Annotated in this window: 9 protein-coding genes; all 9 read right to left on the bottom strand. The window is 72.5% G+C overall.

Annotation, left to right across the window (positions count from 1 at the left end; all coding sequences use genetic code 11):
- Positions 1 to 4 precede the first annotated feature (4 nt).
- The 9 genes from A6A29_RS33400 to A6A29_RS33360 all read right to left on the bottom strand — a co-directional run bounded on the left by A6A29_RS33400 (position 5) and on the right by A6A29_RS33360 (position 15,904).
- On the bottom strand, positions 5 to 1,090 hold the full coding sequence (locus A6A29_RS33400; RefSeq protein WP_073725996.1) for a lantibiotic dehydratase C-terminal domain-containing protein: 1,086 nt from the start codon (positions 1,088 to 1,090) through the stop codon (positions 5 to 7).
- Positions 1,087 to 3,855 carry a lantibiotic dehydratase gene (locus tag A6A29_RS33395; RefSeq protein ID WP_073725994.1) on the bottom strand — a complete coding sequence of 923 codons (2,769 nt, stop codon included), beginning with the start codon at positions 3,853 to 3,855 and terminating at the stop codon, positions 1,087 to 1,089. Before A6A29_RS33395 ends, A6A29_RS33400 begins: the two co-directional genes overlap by 4 nt.
- Before the next feature lie 16 nt (positions 3,856 to 3,871).
- Positions 3,872 to 5,497 carry a SagB family peptide dehydrogenase gene (locus A6A29_RS33390; RefSeq protein ID WP_073725992.1) on the bottom strand — a complete coding sequence of 542 codons (1,626 nt, stop codon included), beginning with the start codon at positions 5,495 to 5,497 and terminating at the stop codon, positions 3,872 to 3,874.
- Positions 5,498 to 5,511: 14 nt separating this feature from the next.
- Positions 5,512 to 7,701, bottom strand: a complete 2,190-nt coding sequence (locus tag A6A29_RS33385) for a TOMM precursor leader peptide-binding protein (protein WP_073725990.1) — start codon at positions 7,699 to 7,701, stop codon at positions 5,512 to 5,514.
- Positions 7,691 to 10,009 (bottom strand): TOMM precursor leader peptide-binding protein, encoded by a 2,319-nt coding sequence (locus tag A6A29_RS33380; RefSeq protein ID WP_079183132.1) that lies wholly within the window; start codon positions 10,007 to 10,009, stop codon positions 7,691 to 7,693. Before A6A29_RS33380 ends, A6A29_RS33385 begins: the two co-directional genes overlap by 11 nt.
- A 4-nt stretch (positions 10,010 to 10,013) precedes the next feature.
- Positions 10,014 to 11,813, bottom strand: a complete 1,800-nt coding sequence (locus tag A6A29_RS33375) for an AfsR/SARP family transcriptional regulator (protein WP_073726554.1) — start codon at positions 11,811 to 11,813, stop codon at positions 10,014 to 10,016.
- Between the two features lie 15 nt (positions 11,814 to 11,828).
- Positions 11,829 to 12,077 carry a hypothetical protein gene (locus tag A6A29_RS33370; RefSeq protein ID WP_079183131.1) on the bottom strand — a complete coding sequence of 83 codons (249 nt, stop codon included), beginning with the start codon at positions 12,075 to 12,077 and terminating at the stop codon, positions 11,829 to 11,831.
- Positions 12,078 to 12,536: 459 nt separating this feature from the next.
- The gene (locus tag A6A29_RS33365) at positions 12,537 to 15,119 is read right to left on the bottom strand and encodes an ABC transporter permease (protein WP_073725986.1); all 2,583 of its coding nucleotides are present in this window, start codon (positions 15,117 to 15,119) and stop codon (positions 12,537 to 12,539) included.
- Entirely contained in the window at positions 15,116 to 15,904 is a 789-nt protein-coding gene (locus tag A6A29_RS33360; RefSeq protein WP_073725984.1) for an ABC transporter ATP-binding protein, read from the bottom strand. The genes A6A29_RS33365 and A6A29_RS33360 overlap by 4 nt, the downstream gene beginning before the upstream one ends.
- Between the last annotated feature and the right edge of the window lie 419 nt (positions 15,905 to 16,323).

The following is a 16,323-nucleotide window of genomic DNA, read 5'->3' as shown; positions in this document are numbered from 1 at the left end:
GCGTTCACCCGGTCTCCCGCAGGGCGCGGCCCAGCACATGGCTGAGGTAGGCCTCGTCCCTGATGGTGACGTGGAGACGGTTGTTGGTCATATGCATGTACGGGGACAGGAGCAGCGGCAACGAGGCGGCCGGGTCGGTGACCAGCTCGTCGCGCTCACCGTCCCAGGACCGGAAGACGAGGTCGCCGTCGGCGGTCAGCTTCCGGGCCCGGTCGCGCAGTTCGGCGCAGTGCTCGGCCCAGCCGCCCAGGAAACCGGGCAGGGCCGCCGGGGTCCGGTCCTCCCCCCGGACGCCCCCGGCGGTGGCGTCCATGATCCGCTCGAAGCGCGCGGTGAGCCCGGCGGCCATCGCCGCGTAGTTGCGGTCGTACTCCTCGGTGCCGATGAAGCCGGTGCCGGGGAAGGCCGTGTGCCAGAACTCGTAGTAGCTGTCCAGGTAGTCGGCCAGTTCCGCGCGGTCCGGGAGGAAGGTCGCGGACATCACCATCATCAGCTGGGCGGACGTGCCCAGCAGCACGGTGCGCAGATGGAGGTTCTTGGAGCGGAAGGCGTCGATGACCAGGTCGCTGGAGTGCCGGAAGTGCCATTCGGCCAGCTCGATCCCGGCCGGACCACCGTACTTCCCGTACTCCGGCTCGTACGGCTGCGCATGGCGCGAGTTGTTGGGGCGCAGGTTCATCCGGCCCTGGTCGTCCATGTAGTGGCCGCGCTCGCTGCCGGGGAACTCGATCTCGAAGAGCGTGTTGTAGAAGTCGTTGAGGAAGCCGGAGTCCACCTCGTACAGCGCCGGCCGCTCGGCCAGGAAGGCGTCCACGGCCTGTTCGGCGCGGCGCGTCACCTCCGCGCCGGCGGCGGGTGAGGAGGGCCTGAGCCGCAGGCGTACGTGCGGTCCCTCCAGCCAGTAGTTGATGAAGAAGTACCCCGCGAGGAGGCCGTCCGCCTCCAGTTCGTCGATCAGCGGGCGGACGCAGTGCAGGAGCAGGGGGCGCGGGTTGGCCGCGTAGAAGATGTGCAGGGCCTGCCAGGGGCCGGGGGACGTGGCGGTCTGCGGGGACGCGGTCGCGGGCGTCGCGGCGGTGGGGACGTTCATGGGGTCTGGGTCCTCCTTCGGACGGGTACGGCCGTCTCCACGGCCAGTTCGGCGACATGGCGGCCACGGGCGGAGACGGCGTGCAGGGCGTCCTCGTCGGGCAGCATCTCCCGGAACACCGCACGCGCCTCGGGGGACTTGAGCAGCGCCTCGAACGCCGACAGGGACAGCGGGCTGTCGAAGTCGAGGTACTGGGGCTTGGCCCCGGTCGCACCCCGTGCCCCGGTGTCCGACACGGTCACGAACACCCGGTCGGGCAGGCCGTGCGCACGCCGGAAGCCGTGCCAGCCGAGGAACCAGCCGTCCTCGGCCGCCCCCGGCTTCCGCAGCGGCAGCACGGTGGCGGGCGCGCTCCAGCTGCGCCGGCTCAGTACGACACTGCCGTGGCGCACCCTCGGCCGCCCGGTCACCCCGCCGGACGGTGCCCCCTCGGGAACGCCTCCCCACACATTGACCGGGGCCATCGAGGTCGGGGAGAGCAGCAGCAGGGTGCGGGGCAGTTCGGGCAGGGCCAGCGGTACGAGATAGCCGAGGTAGACGGGGATCACCTCGCGCCCCAGCCGGGTGGAGCGCAGGACCAGCCGGTCCCCGTCCTGGTCGTGGACGAGGTGGAGGTCTTCGAGGTCGAGCCGGAACTCCTCGGGCAGGGTGCCCCTCTCCCCCGGGCAGACGATCTCGTACCGGGTGAGGCGCCCGTGCAGGTTGAGGTTGCTGGTGACGGGGCCGCCGGTGATCTCGGCGAGGACGGCACCCTCGGGCACGATGTCGTCCGCCCCCGCCAGCAACTGCCCGTCGAGACCGCCGTGGAGACCTCCGTCGAGACCGTCGTCGCCGGGCATTCCGCCGGGTCCCTCGCCGTCCCGGACGCCGTCGAAGAGGTGGGTGAACCGGCTGAACGGGAAGGACACTCCGCCGTAGGAACGGTTGAGGACGACCAACGGGTCCTCGGGCCGGTCCACGAGCTGGAGGTGGTGGCTCATCGGCGCGAAGCCCGGCGCGATCGAGCCCAGCTGATCCGCCACGGCGGCCAGGAAGTCCTCGTCGACGCTCACCTCGGCGCAGCCGGGCCCCGTCGTCTCCCACAGGGCACGCATCCGCTCCACGAACGTCTGCCGGGCCGCGTCCAGGGCCTTGAGCTGCGGCTGACCGAGCCAGTTCACCTCCGGTACGTAGGTGCCCTCGGCGTCGAACCTGGTGTGCCCGGCGGTGAACGACATGTACTGGTCGAAGAAGTCCTCGTGGAAGTCGTGCACCAGCTTCAGCAGGTCGTCGCAGCGGCCGCCCTGCCCGTACCGGGCCAGGAAGAAGCCCTTGAAGGTGATCCGCTGCGGCAGCGTCAGGTCGAACGCGGGCAGGATCCGCTCCACCGCGCCCAGCGGCCGGGCCGCCAGCTCCTGCCAGGCCGCCGGGTCCAGCTCCACGCCCGGCCCCGCCGCCACGTCCTCGTACAGCAGGGTCTGCGGGACCTTGGCGCGTACGGCACCCAGCTCCTCCTCCTGGACGCGGCGCAGCTCGTCCCGCAACTCGTCCAGCAGCGCCCGGCGTTCGTCCGGGAAGGCGTCCGCGAACCGCTCGACGCGGGAGGCGGGCCCGTTCAGCCGGTCCGCGAGCCGGTCCGCCCAGGGCCGCCCGAGGCCCCGCAGCGAACCCTGGAACGCGCGCAGCGGGTCGGTGTCGTGCACCTCGGTCCGCAGACACGGCACCTGGACCATGCCGAGGTCGAGGAGCGCCTGAAGGTACTGCGCGCACTCCTCCTCGGTGGCGTCCCGGTCCTTCGCGAGCCAGCCGGACAGCTCCCCGTAACGGAGGGTCCCGCGCTCCTCGAACAGGCCGAGCAGGCGCTCCAGGGTGCCGCTGCGCCGCAGGAAGAACAGCCGGTCCTTCACCGCGTCGAACGTGACGGCGGTGTCGTCGTCGCCCGCCGTGACCCAGCGGCGCACATAGCGCACCCGGTCGTCGTCACGGCCCCAGCCGGAGGCGAGGGCGACCGGCAGATCGGCGCGGCGCACCGGGTCGGCGATCACGGCGTCGGCGAGCCGTCCGAGGGCGACGACATTGAGCCGCACCTGTCCGTGCCAGTCCGCCCCGACCCGGACCCGCAGCCCGCCGTCACCGCCCAGCGAGCCGAGGGCGACGCCGGTGAACGTGGAGAACGGGCTGGTCTTGCAGACCGTCCGGTAGAGGTAGGAGAGGAGCGAACGCTCGATCTTGCGCTGCTTCTTGTCGGGCGGGCCGTCCGCCGCACGGTGGACGAAGGCGTCGATCTGGGCGTCCAGGGTGGGCGAGGCCAGCAGCAGCGCCTTGCGCAGCCGGTCCTCCTCCGCCAGCCGGCGCAGCTCGGTGCGGCTGCGGCCCGTCTCGGCGGCGAGCAGGGCGGCGCCCGCGTTCCGGCGCTCGTCGAGCCCGCGCCGGGCCTCCAGCCAGCCGGCCAGCGTGTCACCGGCGGCCGGGTCGAGGGAGCGGACCAGGGCGAGTGCGCGGTCGGCCGCCTCGGCCTGCGGCAGCCGGTTGTTGAAGACGTCCCGGCGCAGTTTCAGCAGCGTCCGGCGCAGCGGCTCGTCGTCGCTGCCGCCGATCAGCTCGTGCAGTTGATCGCCGACCGTTCCCGCGGCGAGGCTCAGCCGCTCGGTCCCGTCGAGGATGTCGTCGGCCCAGCGGCGGCTTTCGGGGCAGCGCAGGCCCCGCACGCTCTCGACCGGAAGCCCGGCGACGCGCAGCATGAACGCGGGCCGGATCACGGCGGGGTTCGTGGATTCGTGATGCATCGTTCGTACCCCCGGCTCAGGCGATCTCGTAGCGGAAGTCGGCGGGGGCGGGCCGTTCGTGGCCGATCATCATGATCAGCAGCGGCGCTTCGCCCGTCGCCTCCAGGCCCAGTTCCTCGATGTAGGAGATGTTGTCGAAGCCGAGCGCCACACCGCAGCCGAGGTCCACGGCGGACGCCGCGGTGTACACGCTCTGTGCGACGGCGCCGATGGTGGCGTTGACCAGGCGGTATCCCCGGTCGCCGACCGCGTCCAGGACGGCGGTCGTACGGACCGTGGGCACCAGGACGGCGCCCGCCTGCTCCAGGTTGTAGTTGGAGAGGAAGTAGTTCTTCTGGAGGAACTCCCCCGGCCGGCCCTCCTTGACCAGCCGCAGACTGTGCGCCTCGGGGTCGTAGGCGTAGCTGCCGGGCTCCAGTCCCTCGACATGGCTGACGAACGCGTACAGCTTCGCCAGCCGGGTGCTGCCCGTGTCCCCGCCGATCCGGGACCCGGTGACGGCCGCCGCGAGACAGGTCGCCAACTGCGCCGCGCTCACCGGGCGTTGTGCGTCGAAGCGGCCGAAGCTGCTGCGGCGGCGGCGCAGGGCGGTGCGTACGTCGGTGTCCAGCGGCAGCGCGGGGGCCAGGGCCACTTCGGGGAGCGCCGGGTCGGCGGGAGGCGCGGCGGCGGGGGCCAGCGCGTCGGGGGCGGGCCGGGCGGTGGCATGGGCGGAGGTGGCCGCCTGCATCCGCTCCAGCGCGTCGAAGCCGAGGACGGTACGGGAGCGCTCGACGTCCTTGCGCCGCACCGGGCAGACCGGACCGGCGGAAGCACCCGAAACACCCGGAACACCCGAGACGCCCGAAGCATCCGCCGCGCTCGCCGCATCCGCCGCACCCGCCCACTTCAGCGGGACGACGGCGAAGATGCCTTCCTCCTTCGTGCTCACCCCGAGCAGCGAGGCGAGGCGTTCCTCGTCGAACCAGAGCGCGGGTTCGATTCCGAGGCCCCGCGCACCGGCCCACATCCGCCAGGTCTGCACACAGGCGCCGACGTCCATGGAGACGGCGTGGAAGGAGAAGTTGTTGTACTTGAAGGAGTTCTGCCAGTACTTGACGCCGAGCACCAGGTACTGGTCGGTGGCGGGACCCGGCGCCCCGTCCCCCAGGGCGGCGCGCACCTCACCGGACACATCGCCGGTGAGCAGCCGCTGCATGGTGTGGTGCCGGGTGGAGTAGTAGTGCGCTCCGGGCGGTACGGGGCCGCCGGGACCCGAGACCCAGTAGACGCTCACGGGGTACAGGCCGCCGCCGGACGCGGAGCCGCGGGACCAGTTGGCGAGCGGGTAGTGGGGCAGGGCGCTCAGGTCCGTGTTGGCCTGGACACCGAGGCGGCGGCCGGTGAGCCCGTAGGAGTCACGGAGCATCCCGGAGAGCGCCGACAGGTCGAACTCCCCTTCCATGCCGTCTTCTTGGGCCAGTCCGCGGTCGAGCGTCGCGTGGGCCGGGTAGTCCGTGCCGGGCAGCGGCAGGCTGTCGGCACCCGGGTAGAACTTGGCCTTGCGCGGTCCGTCCGACCAGTTCGGTACGAAATCGGCGGGGTCCATCGGGACCCGGCCGCGCTGCATGATCGCGGCCGCGTATTCATGGGCGTACCCCATGGCGAGCTCCTTGGTCACGGGAAGGGGTGGGGTGCGGGGTTGAGGTCGGCGTCGGTGAGGTCGCCCTCGCGCAGTCCCGCCTCGCGCAGCGCGGTGCGCAGCCGGGGCATGCCGAGTGCCCGCTGTCTGCTCCAGCCGAAGTCGATGGGCAGCAGCCCCGGCACGATGACGGAGACGGTGGTCAGGCCCAGGGCGCGCTGTTCCGGCATGGTCTGGTCGACGACGATCACATCGAACCCCGCCCCGGTGACGGCCTCCACGCACCGGTCCAGGTCCTCCCGCAGGTCGTCGGAGACGGGGATCACCGGGTGCCGCCCGGCGCCCCCGCTCCGGTCGCCGCGCCCGCCGGTGTTCAGGTCGCCGTTCCGGGCGCCGCGCCCGTCGGCGCCGAGGTCGCCGCCCGGATCTCCGCCCCCTTCCCCGTTGCCGTACAGCTCGGTGAAGGACCGCTTGGGCGGGCGCGGCGCGCCCGGTTCGCCGAGCAGGAAGTGGGCGTGGTCGCCCATCTCCGGGATGCCGTAGGCCAGCGGGTGGTCGTGCAGCGCCTCGACCTTGTCGAAGTCGTACGCCATGGCGCGCAGCCGTGTCTCGTCGCGTGCGGTACGTCCCTGGAGGTTCACCGCGTCCGTCGCGATCTCGCAGAGCGCACCGGCCAGGGCGGCTTCCGGATCGAGCCCGGCTCCCGCGCCGAAGCACATGCGGCCCCGCCCGCCGTCCGGGCGTACGGCGACTCCCGTGACGACGGGGACGGCAAAGGAGATCCGGGTGTCGAAGAAGCGGGCCTCGTAGCCGTACATCTCCAGCCGGTCCACCATCTGCCGGGTGGCCCGGCGACGGCTGGTGCGCGGGTCGATCTCGGGCAGGGCGGCCCGCCCGTACCAGGCCAGCAGGAACGCGTCGCGCTCCACGACCTCCATCAGCCCGAAGTAGACGGCCTCCTCCATACAGCCGCCGGACGCGCAGCCGTTGGAGCTCTCCTGCACGAAGCGGTTCTCCAGACCGGGTGCGTGGTAGTACGTGAGCACTTCCGGGACCAGGACCGTGCGGTGGTCGCGCAGGGAGTAGCCGCGCACCCAGGGGATCTCGCGGTCCGGGGTGAACGGGGTGACCCGGGGGTTGGCCCGGTGGAAGGCGTCCGAGTACAGCCCGCAGAACCGTGGGTCGAGCGCGTGCTCACCGCGCCCGCGCAGGGCGTGCAGGGAGGCCCGCACCTGTGCGCGCTTGGCCCGCGAGCGCATGCCCGCGTACCGCTCCAGCCCTTCGAGGACCCCGATGCGCACGCTCTCGGCGAAGGTGTCGGCGTGGCCGCCCCAGAACGTCTCGCGGAGGTACTCGCCCGAGCGCATCGAGAACCGCCCGATGGTGGCGGAGGTGGAGGTGGAGGAGACGTCCTGGACGACGGAGGAGCCCAGCGAGCCGCAGACCGGGTTGGCGTACGGCTCGACGGGCAGCTCGTAGTCGGCGATGTCCCGGACCCGGAAGCTGCCGGGCTTCCGCTTGGGGGCGGGCCGCAGGGTGAGTGCGGCGGCCTCGGCGGTGTCCGGCTCCGGCCGGCCGCAGACCGGGCACTCCGGATCGGGGACGAGCGGATAGCCGCGGACCGCCAGGGTTTGGAGGTCGACGAGATGGACGTAGGGGAAGGCGCCGGTCCGGGGTCCGGTGCCGCTCAGCCGGGCGGCGATGACACCCGCGAGGGCCTCGGCGCCGAACGGGGTGACATAGGGGGACTCCCCGGCCGCCCGGGTGCCGGAGCCGAGCTCCAGCGCCTCGCGCAGGGCGACGGAGCGGACCCCCTGCCAGCGCCGGTCCAGGCAGCGCGCACAGGGCTGTGGGACCGTCGCGTCGCCGCCCTCCGCTCCCCCCGTGGCCGGGGGTGCGACAGGAAAGGGGCCGACGACGGCGTGCTGCCCGTAGTAGCGGACCGGCACGGCGCCGACCGGCACGGCGCGCACGGTGTCCGCCGGTGCGCCGTCCGTCGGTGCGCCGTCCGCCGGCAATGCGTTCGTCGGCGGTTCGTCACTCGGCGCGAGGTCCGCGAAGGCGTCGCGCACGCCCAGTGGTGCCACGTCCAGCGGCGGCGGCTCGGATGTGTGCCGGGCCAGCCGTTCCGCGAGGAGTTCCGCGAGGCGCCGGGTGGATTCGGCGAGTACGGCGTCGGGCGCGCGGGCGTCCGTCGCGGCCGTGTCCGCGGTCTCAACGGGCATCGGGGCCGACCTCGCCGTCCACGGTGAGGAGCACCCGGGCGGTGCTGATGCCGCCCGCCGGGAGGTCCGCCGGGGTCGTCGGTACGTACAGGGCGTCGCGCCCGGCGTCCCGCAGCCGGTCGAGCACCGCCTCGAACGTGGTCGCCGCCCCGTCCGCCGTGACGGATTCCCCGGTCACCGCGACCGTCCCGGCGGCGAAGTCACCGAGCAGCGGATCGCCCAGGTCCACCTCCGCACCCGGGTCCTCGGCAGCCAGCTGCACCTGACCGAGCAGATCCCGCAGGGCGGAACAGGCCGCCGCACGCCGCGACAGACCGGATCCGACCGCCCAACGCCCGCCCGTGGCACCGGTGTTCGCCTCGCGGGCCAGCACCACCTGGGCCGAGGTGCGGGCCCCCTCGCCGAGGTCGAGGAGCTCCACCGCGACGTCCAGGTTGGCCGCGGACTTCAGCAGGAACACCAGCTCCGGGTCCGCGCCGTCGACGGCCACGGGGCTCACCCGGGTGGTGCCCCGGACCGCCCGCAGCAGCGCGTCGTGGGCGAGCGCCGACATCAGGCCGCGCCCCGCCGCCTCCCGTGCGCTGCCGCCCGCGCCCGAACCGGCCGAGGTGGCCAGGTGCGGCCGGTCCCGGTTGTCGGCCCCGAAGGTGCGCACCGCGGCGGCGGGCACCCGGACCGGCTCCTTGCGGATCAGGGACGTGGCGGTGACCCAGGACCGCGGGCGGGCTCCCGTACCGCCCCCGGTGGTCAGCGCGTCCGGGGCGAGCACGGGAACCGCCGCGCCCTCCCCGGCGACCGCATCCGCGGTGTCCTCGGCGGCCACCGGCACCACGTGCTCGACGTACACCTCCGCCGCCGCGTACAGCGCCCGCATCCGCGCGCCCGCCAGATGGTGCACGTCGAACGCGGCGATCCGGCGCCGTACTCCGGCCCCGAGCGCCACCTCGACCCGGCTGATCTTCAACGGGGTCTGGGTCAGCCCCTCGTCGTCGTACCGGCCGAAGATCCCGGTGAACGGGCGCACCAGGGCCGTGCTGATCCGGTTCAGGTCCTCGACCAGCGCCTCCGCGTCGCGGGCGGTCTCCACGGTCGGGGTGACGGGGAGCGCCAGGCCCTCCGGCAGCGCGGCGGCGGGTTCGCGGGCGTCGAGGGCGGCGCAGCGGCGGCACCGGGGATGGGGCTGGACCGGTTCGGCCATCACGTCGAGCGATTCCAGGTCCTGGACGAGGACCTGACCGTCCGTCTCGGCGGGCAGGGCGCCGGTGGCGATGCGGAAGATCTCGTAACCGAGGAGGTTGCCGACCATCGCGGCGACCGGGCCGGACAGCGTGTCCGCCGAGGAGGTGACGGCGCCCGCGGCCTCGCCCCAGAGTTCGGCGGCGGGCCCGGGGGCCACGTTGCCGCCGAGCCGCAGGACGGCACAGGACCAGCAGCCGGTGGAGGTGGCGGTGGCGAGCGGTCCGACGACGAGGCGGCGGCCGAACGACCAGGCGGGGATCAGGGTCCGGCCCTCGGGCACCCCGGCGGCGAGCAGCCGTTGGGTACGCGCCCCGGCCCCGGCGCCGGTCACCACCACGACGTCGTAACCGCCGAGTGCCGCCCAGCCGGCGTCCGTGCCCGACGCCGTGATCCCGGTGCCCGCTCCCGGGGCGTCGATCCCGGCGTCCGCGCCCGAGCCGATGCGCTCGACGTACGCGCCCGCCTCGGCCGCCTCGGCCGTGACGTCGTCGAAGCCCGTCGCCGTACCGATCCGGACGCACCCGTTACGCACCAGGCTGAGCGCGCACCAGCGGGCGACCTCGTCGTCGCCGAGGACCGCGACCCGGGTGGCGCGGAAGCGGGCGAAGCGCTCCGGGGCGCCGTCGGCGTAGTGGTCGACGTAGGCGATCTGGGCGGCGAACCGCTCGGCGACCGCGTCCGGCAGGGGCTCCACCGTGCTGTCCGCCACCGGCAGGTCGCGGGCGAACCCCCGTGCATACAGCGTCTTGACGAGCTCGGCGGCCATCGCCCGCTGGGCCGGTCCGAAGCCCGCGCAGAGTTCGTCGAGCCGGTGGTGGCCGGTCAGGTGCGGGACGACGAGGGAGGCGAAGCGGTAGGCGGTGCGGCCGGTCAGATGGAAGCCGCCGTCGGCGTTGTGGAAGAGCACCCCGCCGGGGGTCTCGGTGAACAGCACGTCCTGGCGGATGCGCGGCCGGGTCCCGGCCAGGGAGTCGAACGCCCCGGTCGTGGCGGCTGCGCGACCGGCCACCCCTGCGACTGCGGCGGCTTCGACGGCGGTGTCGGCTACGGCTTCGGCACTCTCGGCCATGGGTTCACACCTTCTCTGTGCGGCGGATGCGGATCCGGGCGGTTCTTCGTATGTGCGCGCGGAGCAGTGCGTGGATGCGGTACGGGCCCGGCGGGCCGTCCTCCAGCAGTCCGGCGTCGGCCAGCTGCTCCAGTACGGCCTCGGTCTCCGGTACCGCCCCGCTCCCCGGTGCGACGTCCTCGGCCCCGAAGGTGTCGAGCGGCCCCGCCCCGACCCGGAGGAACGCCTCGGACAGCCGGGGGTCGAGCCGGCCCAGCGCCCGGTCGAACAGGCCGGTGACGGACAGGCCGGGGGAATCGGTCAGGGTGAGCCGGGCGAGCGGGTCCTCGCCCAGCCAGTCGACGGCGTGGCCGAGTCCCAGCCCCGGCCGGGTCAGCAGCCGGGCCGTCAGGATGCGCAGGGCCACGGGGAAGTGCCCGCAGAGCGCGGCCAGTCGGCGGGCGGCCTGCGGCTCCGCCTCGACGCGTTCGGCACCGAGTGCGGCCAGCAGCAGGGCGTACGACTCCGCCTCCGTGAAGGCGGAGAGCCGGTGCACCCAGCCGCCGTGGGTGGCGATGAGCCCGGCCAGACCCATCCGGCTGGTGACGACGACGGCGATGTCGGGGCCGTCCGCCGGGAGCAGCAGCGGGCGCACCTGATCGGCGTCCACCACGTCGTCGAGGACGAGCAGGGCGCGTTCGCCCGCGCGCCCGGAGCGCAGGGCCGCGGACACCTCGGCCGCGACCTCGGCGACGCGGCGCGGTTCGCCGTCCGGCCGGGTCATCGGCACGAGCAGCCGGCCGGCCGGAAAGGCGTCCCGCACGAGGTGGGCGACCCGGTGGGCGAGGGCCGACTTGCCGATGCCGGGTGCGCCCGACACCAGGACCGTGAGCGGCTGCCGGTCCTTCGCGCCGGGCTCGGCACCGGCGGTGAGGCGGGCGACCATGGCGGCCGTCTCGGCCTCGCGCCCGGTGAAGTTCGGCACGGTGGGCACCGGGCCGACGCCCGGGACGGGGACGGTCTCCCCTTCGATGACCCGGACGGCGGGGGCGGGCGGCGGCGGGGGCGCGGGCTCGCCGGTGCCCAGGTCCTCACCGCGCAGGATCGCCATTTCCAGCTGCTGGAGGGCGGGCGACGGGTTCACTCCCAGTTCGTCCAGGAGGAAGCCCTTGACCCTGCGGTACTCGGCCAGGGCCTGGGACTGCCGCCCGGTCCGGTAGAGCGCCTCGATCAACTGCTCGTGGAAGCGCTCGTGCCCCGGATATACGCGCGTAGCGGTCCACAGTTCGACCAGCGCCTCCCCGCAGCGCCCCAGCCCCAGCAGCAGATCGCAGACCCGCTCCACGCTCCGCAGCCGCTCCTCCGCGAGCCGGGGCACCTCGTCCCGGTGCAGGACGTCGGAGCGCACGTTGGCGAGGAGGGAGCCCTGCCAGAGCGACAGCGCGTCCTTGAGCGTGTAGAGCTCGGCCTCCGGGTCGCCGGAGAGGGCCACGGACCGGCGGATCTGGTCGCGGAAACCGAGGAGGTCCAGGGAGTGCGGTGCGGCGGTGATCCGGTAGCCACCGGGCACCGCCTCGATCGAGGTCTCGGTGACCCCGTGCTTGGTGAACAGCCGGCGCAGCCGCAGGACACAGGTCTGGAGCGCCGCCTTGGCGGTGGCGGGCTGCTCCTCGCCCCATACGGCCCGCTGCAAGTACTCGGCGGACACCACGGAGTTGGCGTGCAGAAGGAGGGCGGCGAGCAGGATCGTGGGCTTCGAGGGCTGGAGTACGACGGTGTCGGGGCCGTCCGCGAGGGCCAGCGGCCCGAGGATCTGGAAGCGCATCATGGCTTCCCGCCCCTAGTCCCAGCCGTTGACCAGCTTGCACACCTGAACAGGCCCGGAGGGAACGGGCAGTCGGCCGAGGAACTCCTCCACCTGGGTACAGAGCGTCCGGCCGGTGTGTTCGGGGAGGTGTTCCGGGGCGGTGGCCGGTGCGGGGGCCGCCGACGCGGCACCGGCGGAGAGGGCGAGCGAGACGAGCGCGAGAGTGGTGACGGCGACGGCGCTGCGCACCGGACCGCGCGGCTGCTGCGAAAGCGAAGACATGGTCACGTTTCCCCTTCGGCTGTGGCGTCCTGCCGGGGGGTCCCGGCACGGATGAATATGCCAGCGGGGAGCGGAACGGGGCCTGGGCGGCGGTGACAGCTTGCTGCACGGGGCGCGGCAGCTTCGTGCAGGGGCAACTTCGTGCGGGGCGGCGGCTGCGTGCGGGGGCGGCTTCGTGCAGGGCTGTGGCTTCGCGCAGGGGCAACCTCGCGCAGGGGCAGCCTCGTACAGGGGCGGCTTCGCGCAGGGGCAACCTCGCGCAGGGGCAGCCTCGTACAGGGGCGGCTTCGTGCAGGGGCAACCTCGTACAGGACGGATCCGGGCCGGGTGCGACGGCGTACGGACGCGAACGGCCCCGGGGCGTTTGGAGGAACGCCCCGGGGCCAACACGGTCATTCTACGGTGACGGTCGCCTTCGGCCGCCCGTCCGGAGCGACCGTCGCCGTCAACTGTCAGCCATCAGCCGTCCGTGGCAATGGCGTTCAGGACGTTCATCCGGCCCGCCCTGAAGGCCGGGACGAGTGCGGCGAAGAGTCCGACGAACGCCGAGCCGACGAAGACGGTGAGGATGGTCGGCCACGGGATCTCCAGGACTCCCAGGCCCTCCAGCGCCAGCAGCTTCTGGGCGGAGGTGCCCCAGCCCATGCCCAGGCCGAGTCCGAGCAGGGCACCGAAGAGGGCGATGACCACGGACTCCAGGCGGATCATCCGGCGCAGCTGGCGGCGGGAGAGACCGATCGCCCGCATCAGGCCGATCTCCCGGGTCCGCTCGACCACGGACAGGGCGAGGGTGTTCACCACGCCGAGCACCGCCACGATGATCGCCAGGGCCAGCAGGCCATACACGATGTTCAGCAGCTGGCCGATCTGGTCCTTCAGCTCCTGCTTGAAGTCCGTCTGGTTCTGCACCTTGTACTGCGGGTACGCGTCGAGCGAGGACTTGAGGGCGGTGTACGCCTCCTTCTCCTTGCCGTCCTGCGCCTTGGCGAACATGATCACGTTCTCGGGCATCCGGTCGGCGGGGACGTACCGTTCGGCGGTCGTGATGTTGGTGTACATCGCGCCCGTGTCGACGCTCGTGTCGTCGGAGGTGATCGCGGCGACCTTCAGCTTCGCCGTGTCGCCCGCCTTGAACGCGACCGTGATCTCGTCGCCGACCTCGACACCGTGCCGCTCGGCGTAGCCGTCGCCGACCGACATGGCGTTCTTGCCGTACGCGGCGGCCATGTCGCCGGAGACCGTCTCGCGGCGCAGATCGTCCTTGTACGTCGGATCGGCGGCGACGATTCCCTCGTCCTCCGTGGTGCCGTCGGGTGCGGTGATCTTCGCGCTGATGTTCTTGTACTCGGTGATGTGCTCGATGCCGGGGGCCGATTCCAGCGCCTTAGCGGCCTGGGGAACGATCAGCTGGCCGGTGGACGACTGGACGATGAAGTCCGCGCCGACCGACTTGTCGAGCTCGTCGGTGGCCGAGGCCACCATGGAGGAGCCGACGACCGAGAGGCAGGCCACCAGGGCCAGGCCGATCATCAGGGCCGCGCCGGTCGCTCCCGTACGCCGGGGGTTGCGCAGCGCGTTGCGCTCCGCCAGCCGCCCGACCGGGCCGAACAGCCGCAGCACGGCCACGCTGAGCACCCGCACCACCAGGCCGGCCAGCAGCGGGCCGATCACGATGAAGCCGATCAGGGTGAGGACCACGCCGAGGCCGAGGAGGAGCGATCCGTCGCTCGCCTTGTCGGCCTGCGTCGTCGCCCACAGGGCCGCTCCGCCGGAGCCGGTGAGGACCAGGCCGATACCGGCCCTGATCCAGCCCGACTTCGCGTCGGCCGGGGTTCCGGCGTCGCGCAGTGCGGCCATCGGGGAGACCTTGCCCGCCCGGCGGGCCGGGATGTACGCGGCGAGGACGGTGACGACGATGCCGAGCACGAGCCCGATCGCCGGGGTCGTCCAGGCCAGGGTGAGGTCGTCGGTGGACAGCTCCATGCCGATGGAGCTCATCACCTTCATCAGTCCGACGGCGAGGCCGACTCCGGCGCCGACGCCGAGGACCGATCCGACGATGCCGAGGAGGACCGCCTCCACCAGCACGGACCGGTTGACCTGCTTGCGGCTGGAGCCGATGGCCCGCATCAGACCGATCTCGCGGGTGCGCTGGGCGACCAGCATGGAGAAGGTGTTGACGATCAGGAAGATGCCGACCAGGAGCGCGATTCCGGCGAAGCCGAGCATCGCGTACTTCATGACGTCGAGGAAGGACCCCATGGAGTCCTTGTTGGCGTCGGCGGCCTCCTGCTGGGTCTGGAGCTTGTACGCGGCCGGGTCGCCGAGCGCCGAGGCGACGTTCTTCTTCAACTGCGTGTCGCTGATGCCGGGTTCGGCGGTGATGGAGATGTGCGTGAAGGCACCGGGAGTGCCGAGCAGCTTCGTCTGGGCGGTCGCGGTGTCGAGGTAGACGATCGCGGCGCCCGGGTTGGTCACCTTGAACGAGGCGATCCCGCTGATCCGTGCCGTGACGTCACCGGTGACGGCGATCGTGCGCAGTTCGTCGCCGAGCTTCAGGTGGTGCTTCTCGGCGGTGTCGGCGTCGACCATCACCTCGGTGGGGCCGCGCGGGGCGTGGCCGGCGGTGATCTCCATGGAACGGAGGTCGTTCCGCGTCCAGTTGCCCGCGAGCGTCGGGGCGCCGCTCTCCGTCCCCATGTTCTTGTTGTGGCTGTCGACGACGGTGACCGACGCACTGATGACGGCGCCCTCCGCCTTCTCCACCCCGTCGGCCTTCGCGGCCAGCGGGACGACGGAGGCGGGCAGCGACTCGGGCTTCCCGTTCTCCGGCATGTCGCCGCCGCCCTTCGACGACTTCGGGCTGACGGTGACATCGGCCGAGGTCGCCGCGAAGAGCTTGTCGAAGGTGGTGTTCATCGTGTCGGTGAAGACGAGCGTGCCGCACACGAACGCCACCGACAGCATGACCGCGACGGCGGACAGCGCCATCCGTCCCTTGTGCGCGAGGAAGTTGCGCATCGAGGTCTTCCAGACGGTCATGAGGTCCGCCCGCGTGCGTCGAAGTGCTTCATCCGGTCCAGGACCTGGTCCGCCGTCGGGTTGTACATCTCGTCGACGATGGAGCCGTCGGCGAGGTAGAGCACCCGGTCAGCGTAGGAGGCGGCCACCGGGTCGTGGGTTACCATGACGATGGTCTGGCCCAGATCGTCGACCGACCGGCGCAGGAAGGACAGCACCTCGGCACCGGCCCGCGAGTCCAGGTTCCCGGTGGGCTCGTCACCGAAGATGATCTCCGGCTGCGAGGCCAGGGCGCGGGCCACCGCCACGCGCTGCTGCTGACCGCCGGACAGCTCGGTCGGCCGGTGCTTCAGCCGCTCGGAGAGACCCACGGTCTCCACGACCTGCCGGAGCCACCCGGCGTCGGGCTTGCGGCCCGCGATGTCCATCGGCAGCGTGATGTTCTCGATCGCGTTGAGCGTCGGGAGCAGGTTGAACGCCTGGAAGATGAAGCCGATCCGGTCCCGTCTGAGCTGGGTGAGCTTCTTGTCCTTGAGCTTCGTGATCTCGGTCTCGTCGAGGAAGATCTCGCCGGAGGTCACGGTGTCGAGTCCGGCCAGGCAGTGCATCAAGGTCGACTTGCCGGAGCCGGACGGCCCCATGATCGCCGTGAACTGCCCGCGAGCGATGTCCACATCGACATGGTCGAGCGCGACGACCCGGGTCTCCCCCGACCCGTACGCCTTGACGACCTGCCTCGCTCGCGCAGCGACGGCCGTACGCCCTCCAGTGCCCCCGTGCCTGGGAATGGTTACAGCCGTTGTCACGGTAAGTCTCCTATGTCGGTCAATGACTGAACGCGTTTGTGTACGTTCCGAGTCTCGGGTGAGGAGGGGGTCCGGCGCGCTGGTGCTCATCGCAGTCCTTCGGTGGGGTTATCCCCACCCCGCCCCCGTTGCCGGCCGCATTCGCGACGTAGGAAAAGGCTAAGGAACGGCCCCCCACCACCACGTCCTCCGCCGGGAGGAACGCCCCCTGGACAGAACTGAGGACCAACCCCTAGGGGTCTCCACCCCTCGACGGAGACCGGCGTAAGGGGTCGCGAACCGGCCGCGGGCGGACCGGGCCGACCGGGGCCCGTCCTTCGCGGCCCTCCCGCCGGGCGGCGCGCGGTGAGACAGTGGCCCAGGAAATACATGCATAGGGAAGGAAAATCTGTGGGCGGCGCGGACGGCGACATCGAAGC

It is taken from the genome of Streptomyces sp. TSRI0281, assembly GCF_001905125.1.
In the GTDB taxonomy this organism is placed as follows: domain Bacteria; phylum Actinomycetota; class Actinomycetes; order Streptomycetales; family Streptomycetaceae; genus Streptomyces.
Note: the sequence above shows the minus strand (reverse complement) of the source record. Positions and strands in the feature narration are given on the sequence as shown.

Bases quoted from the DNA above. Each gene is read 5' to 3' on its own strand.
- A6A29_RS33400 (WP_073725996.1), bottom strand. From the start codon at position 1,090: ATGAACGTCCCCACCGCCGCGACGCCCGCGACCGCGTCCCCGCAGACC.
- A6A29_RS33395 (WP_073725994.1), bottom strand. From the start codon at position 3,855: ATGCATCACGAATCCACGAACCCCGCCGTGATCCGGCCCGCGTTCATG.
- A6A29_RS33390 (WP_073725992.1), bottom strand. From the start codon at position 5,497: ATGGGGTACGCCCATGAATACGCGGCCGCGATCATGCAGCGCGGCCGG.
- A6A29_RS33385 (WP_073725990.1), bottom strand. From the start codon at position 7,701: ATGCCCGTTGAGACCGCGGACACGGCCGCGACGGACGCCCGCGCGCCC.
- A6A29_RS33380 (WP_079183132.1), bottom strand. From the start codon at position 10,009: ATGGCCGAGAGTGCCGAAGCCGTAGCCGACACCGCCGTCGAAGCCGCC.
- A6A29_RS33375 (WP_073726554.1), bottom strand. From the start codon at position 11,813: ATGCGCTTCCAGATCCTCGGGCCGCTGGCCCTCGCGGACGGCCCCGAC.
- A6A29_RS33370 (WP_079183131.1), bottom strand. From the start codon at position 12,077: ATGTCTTCGCTTTCGCAGCAGCCGCGCGGTCCGGTGCGCAGCGCCGTC.
- A6A29_RS33365 (WP_073725986.1), bottom strand. From the start codon at position 15,119: ATGACCGTCTGGAAGACCTCGATGCGCAACTTCCTCGCGCACAAGGGA.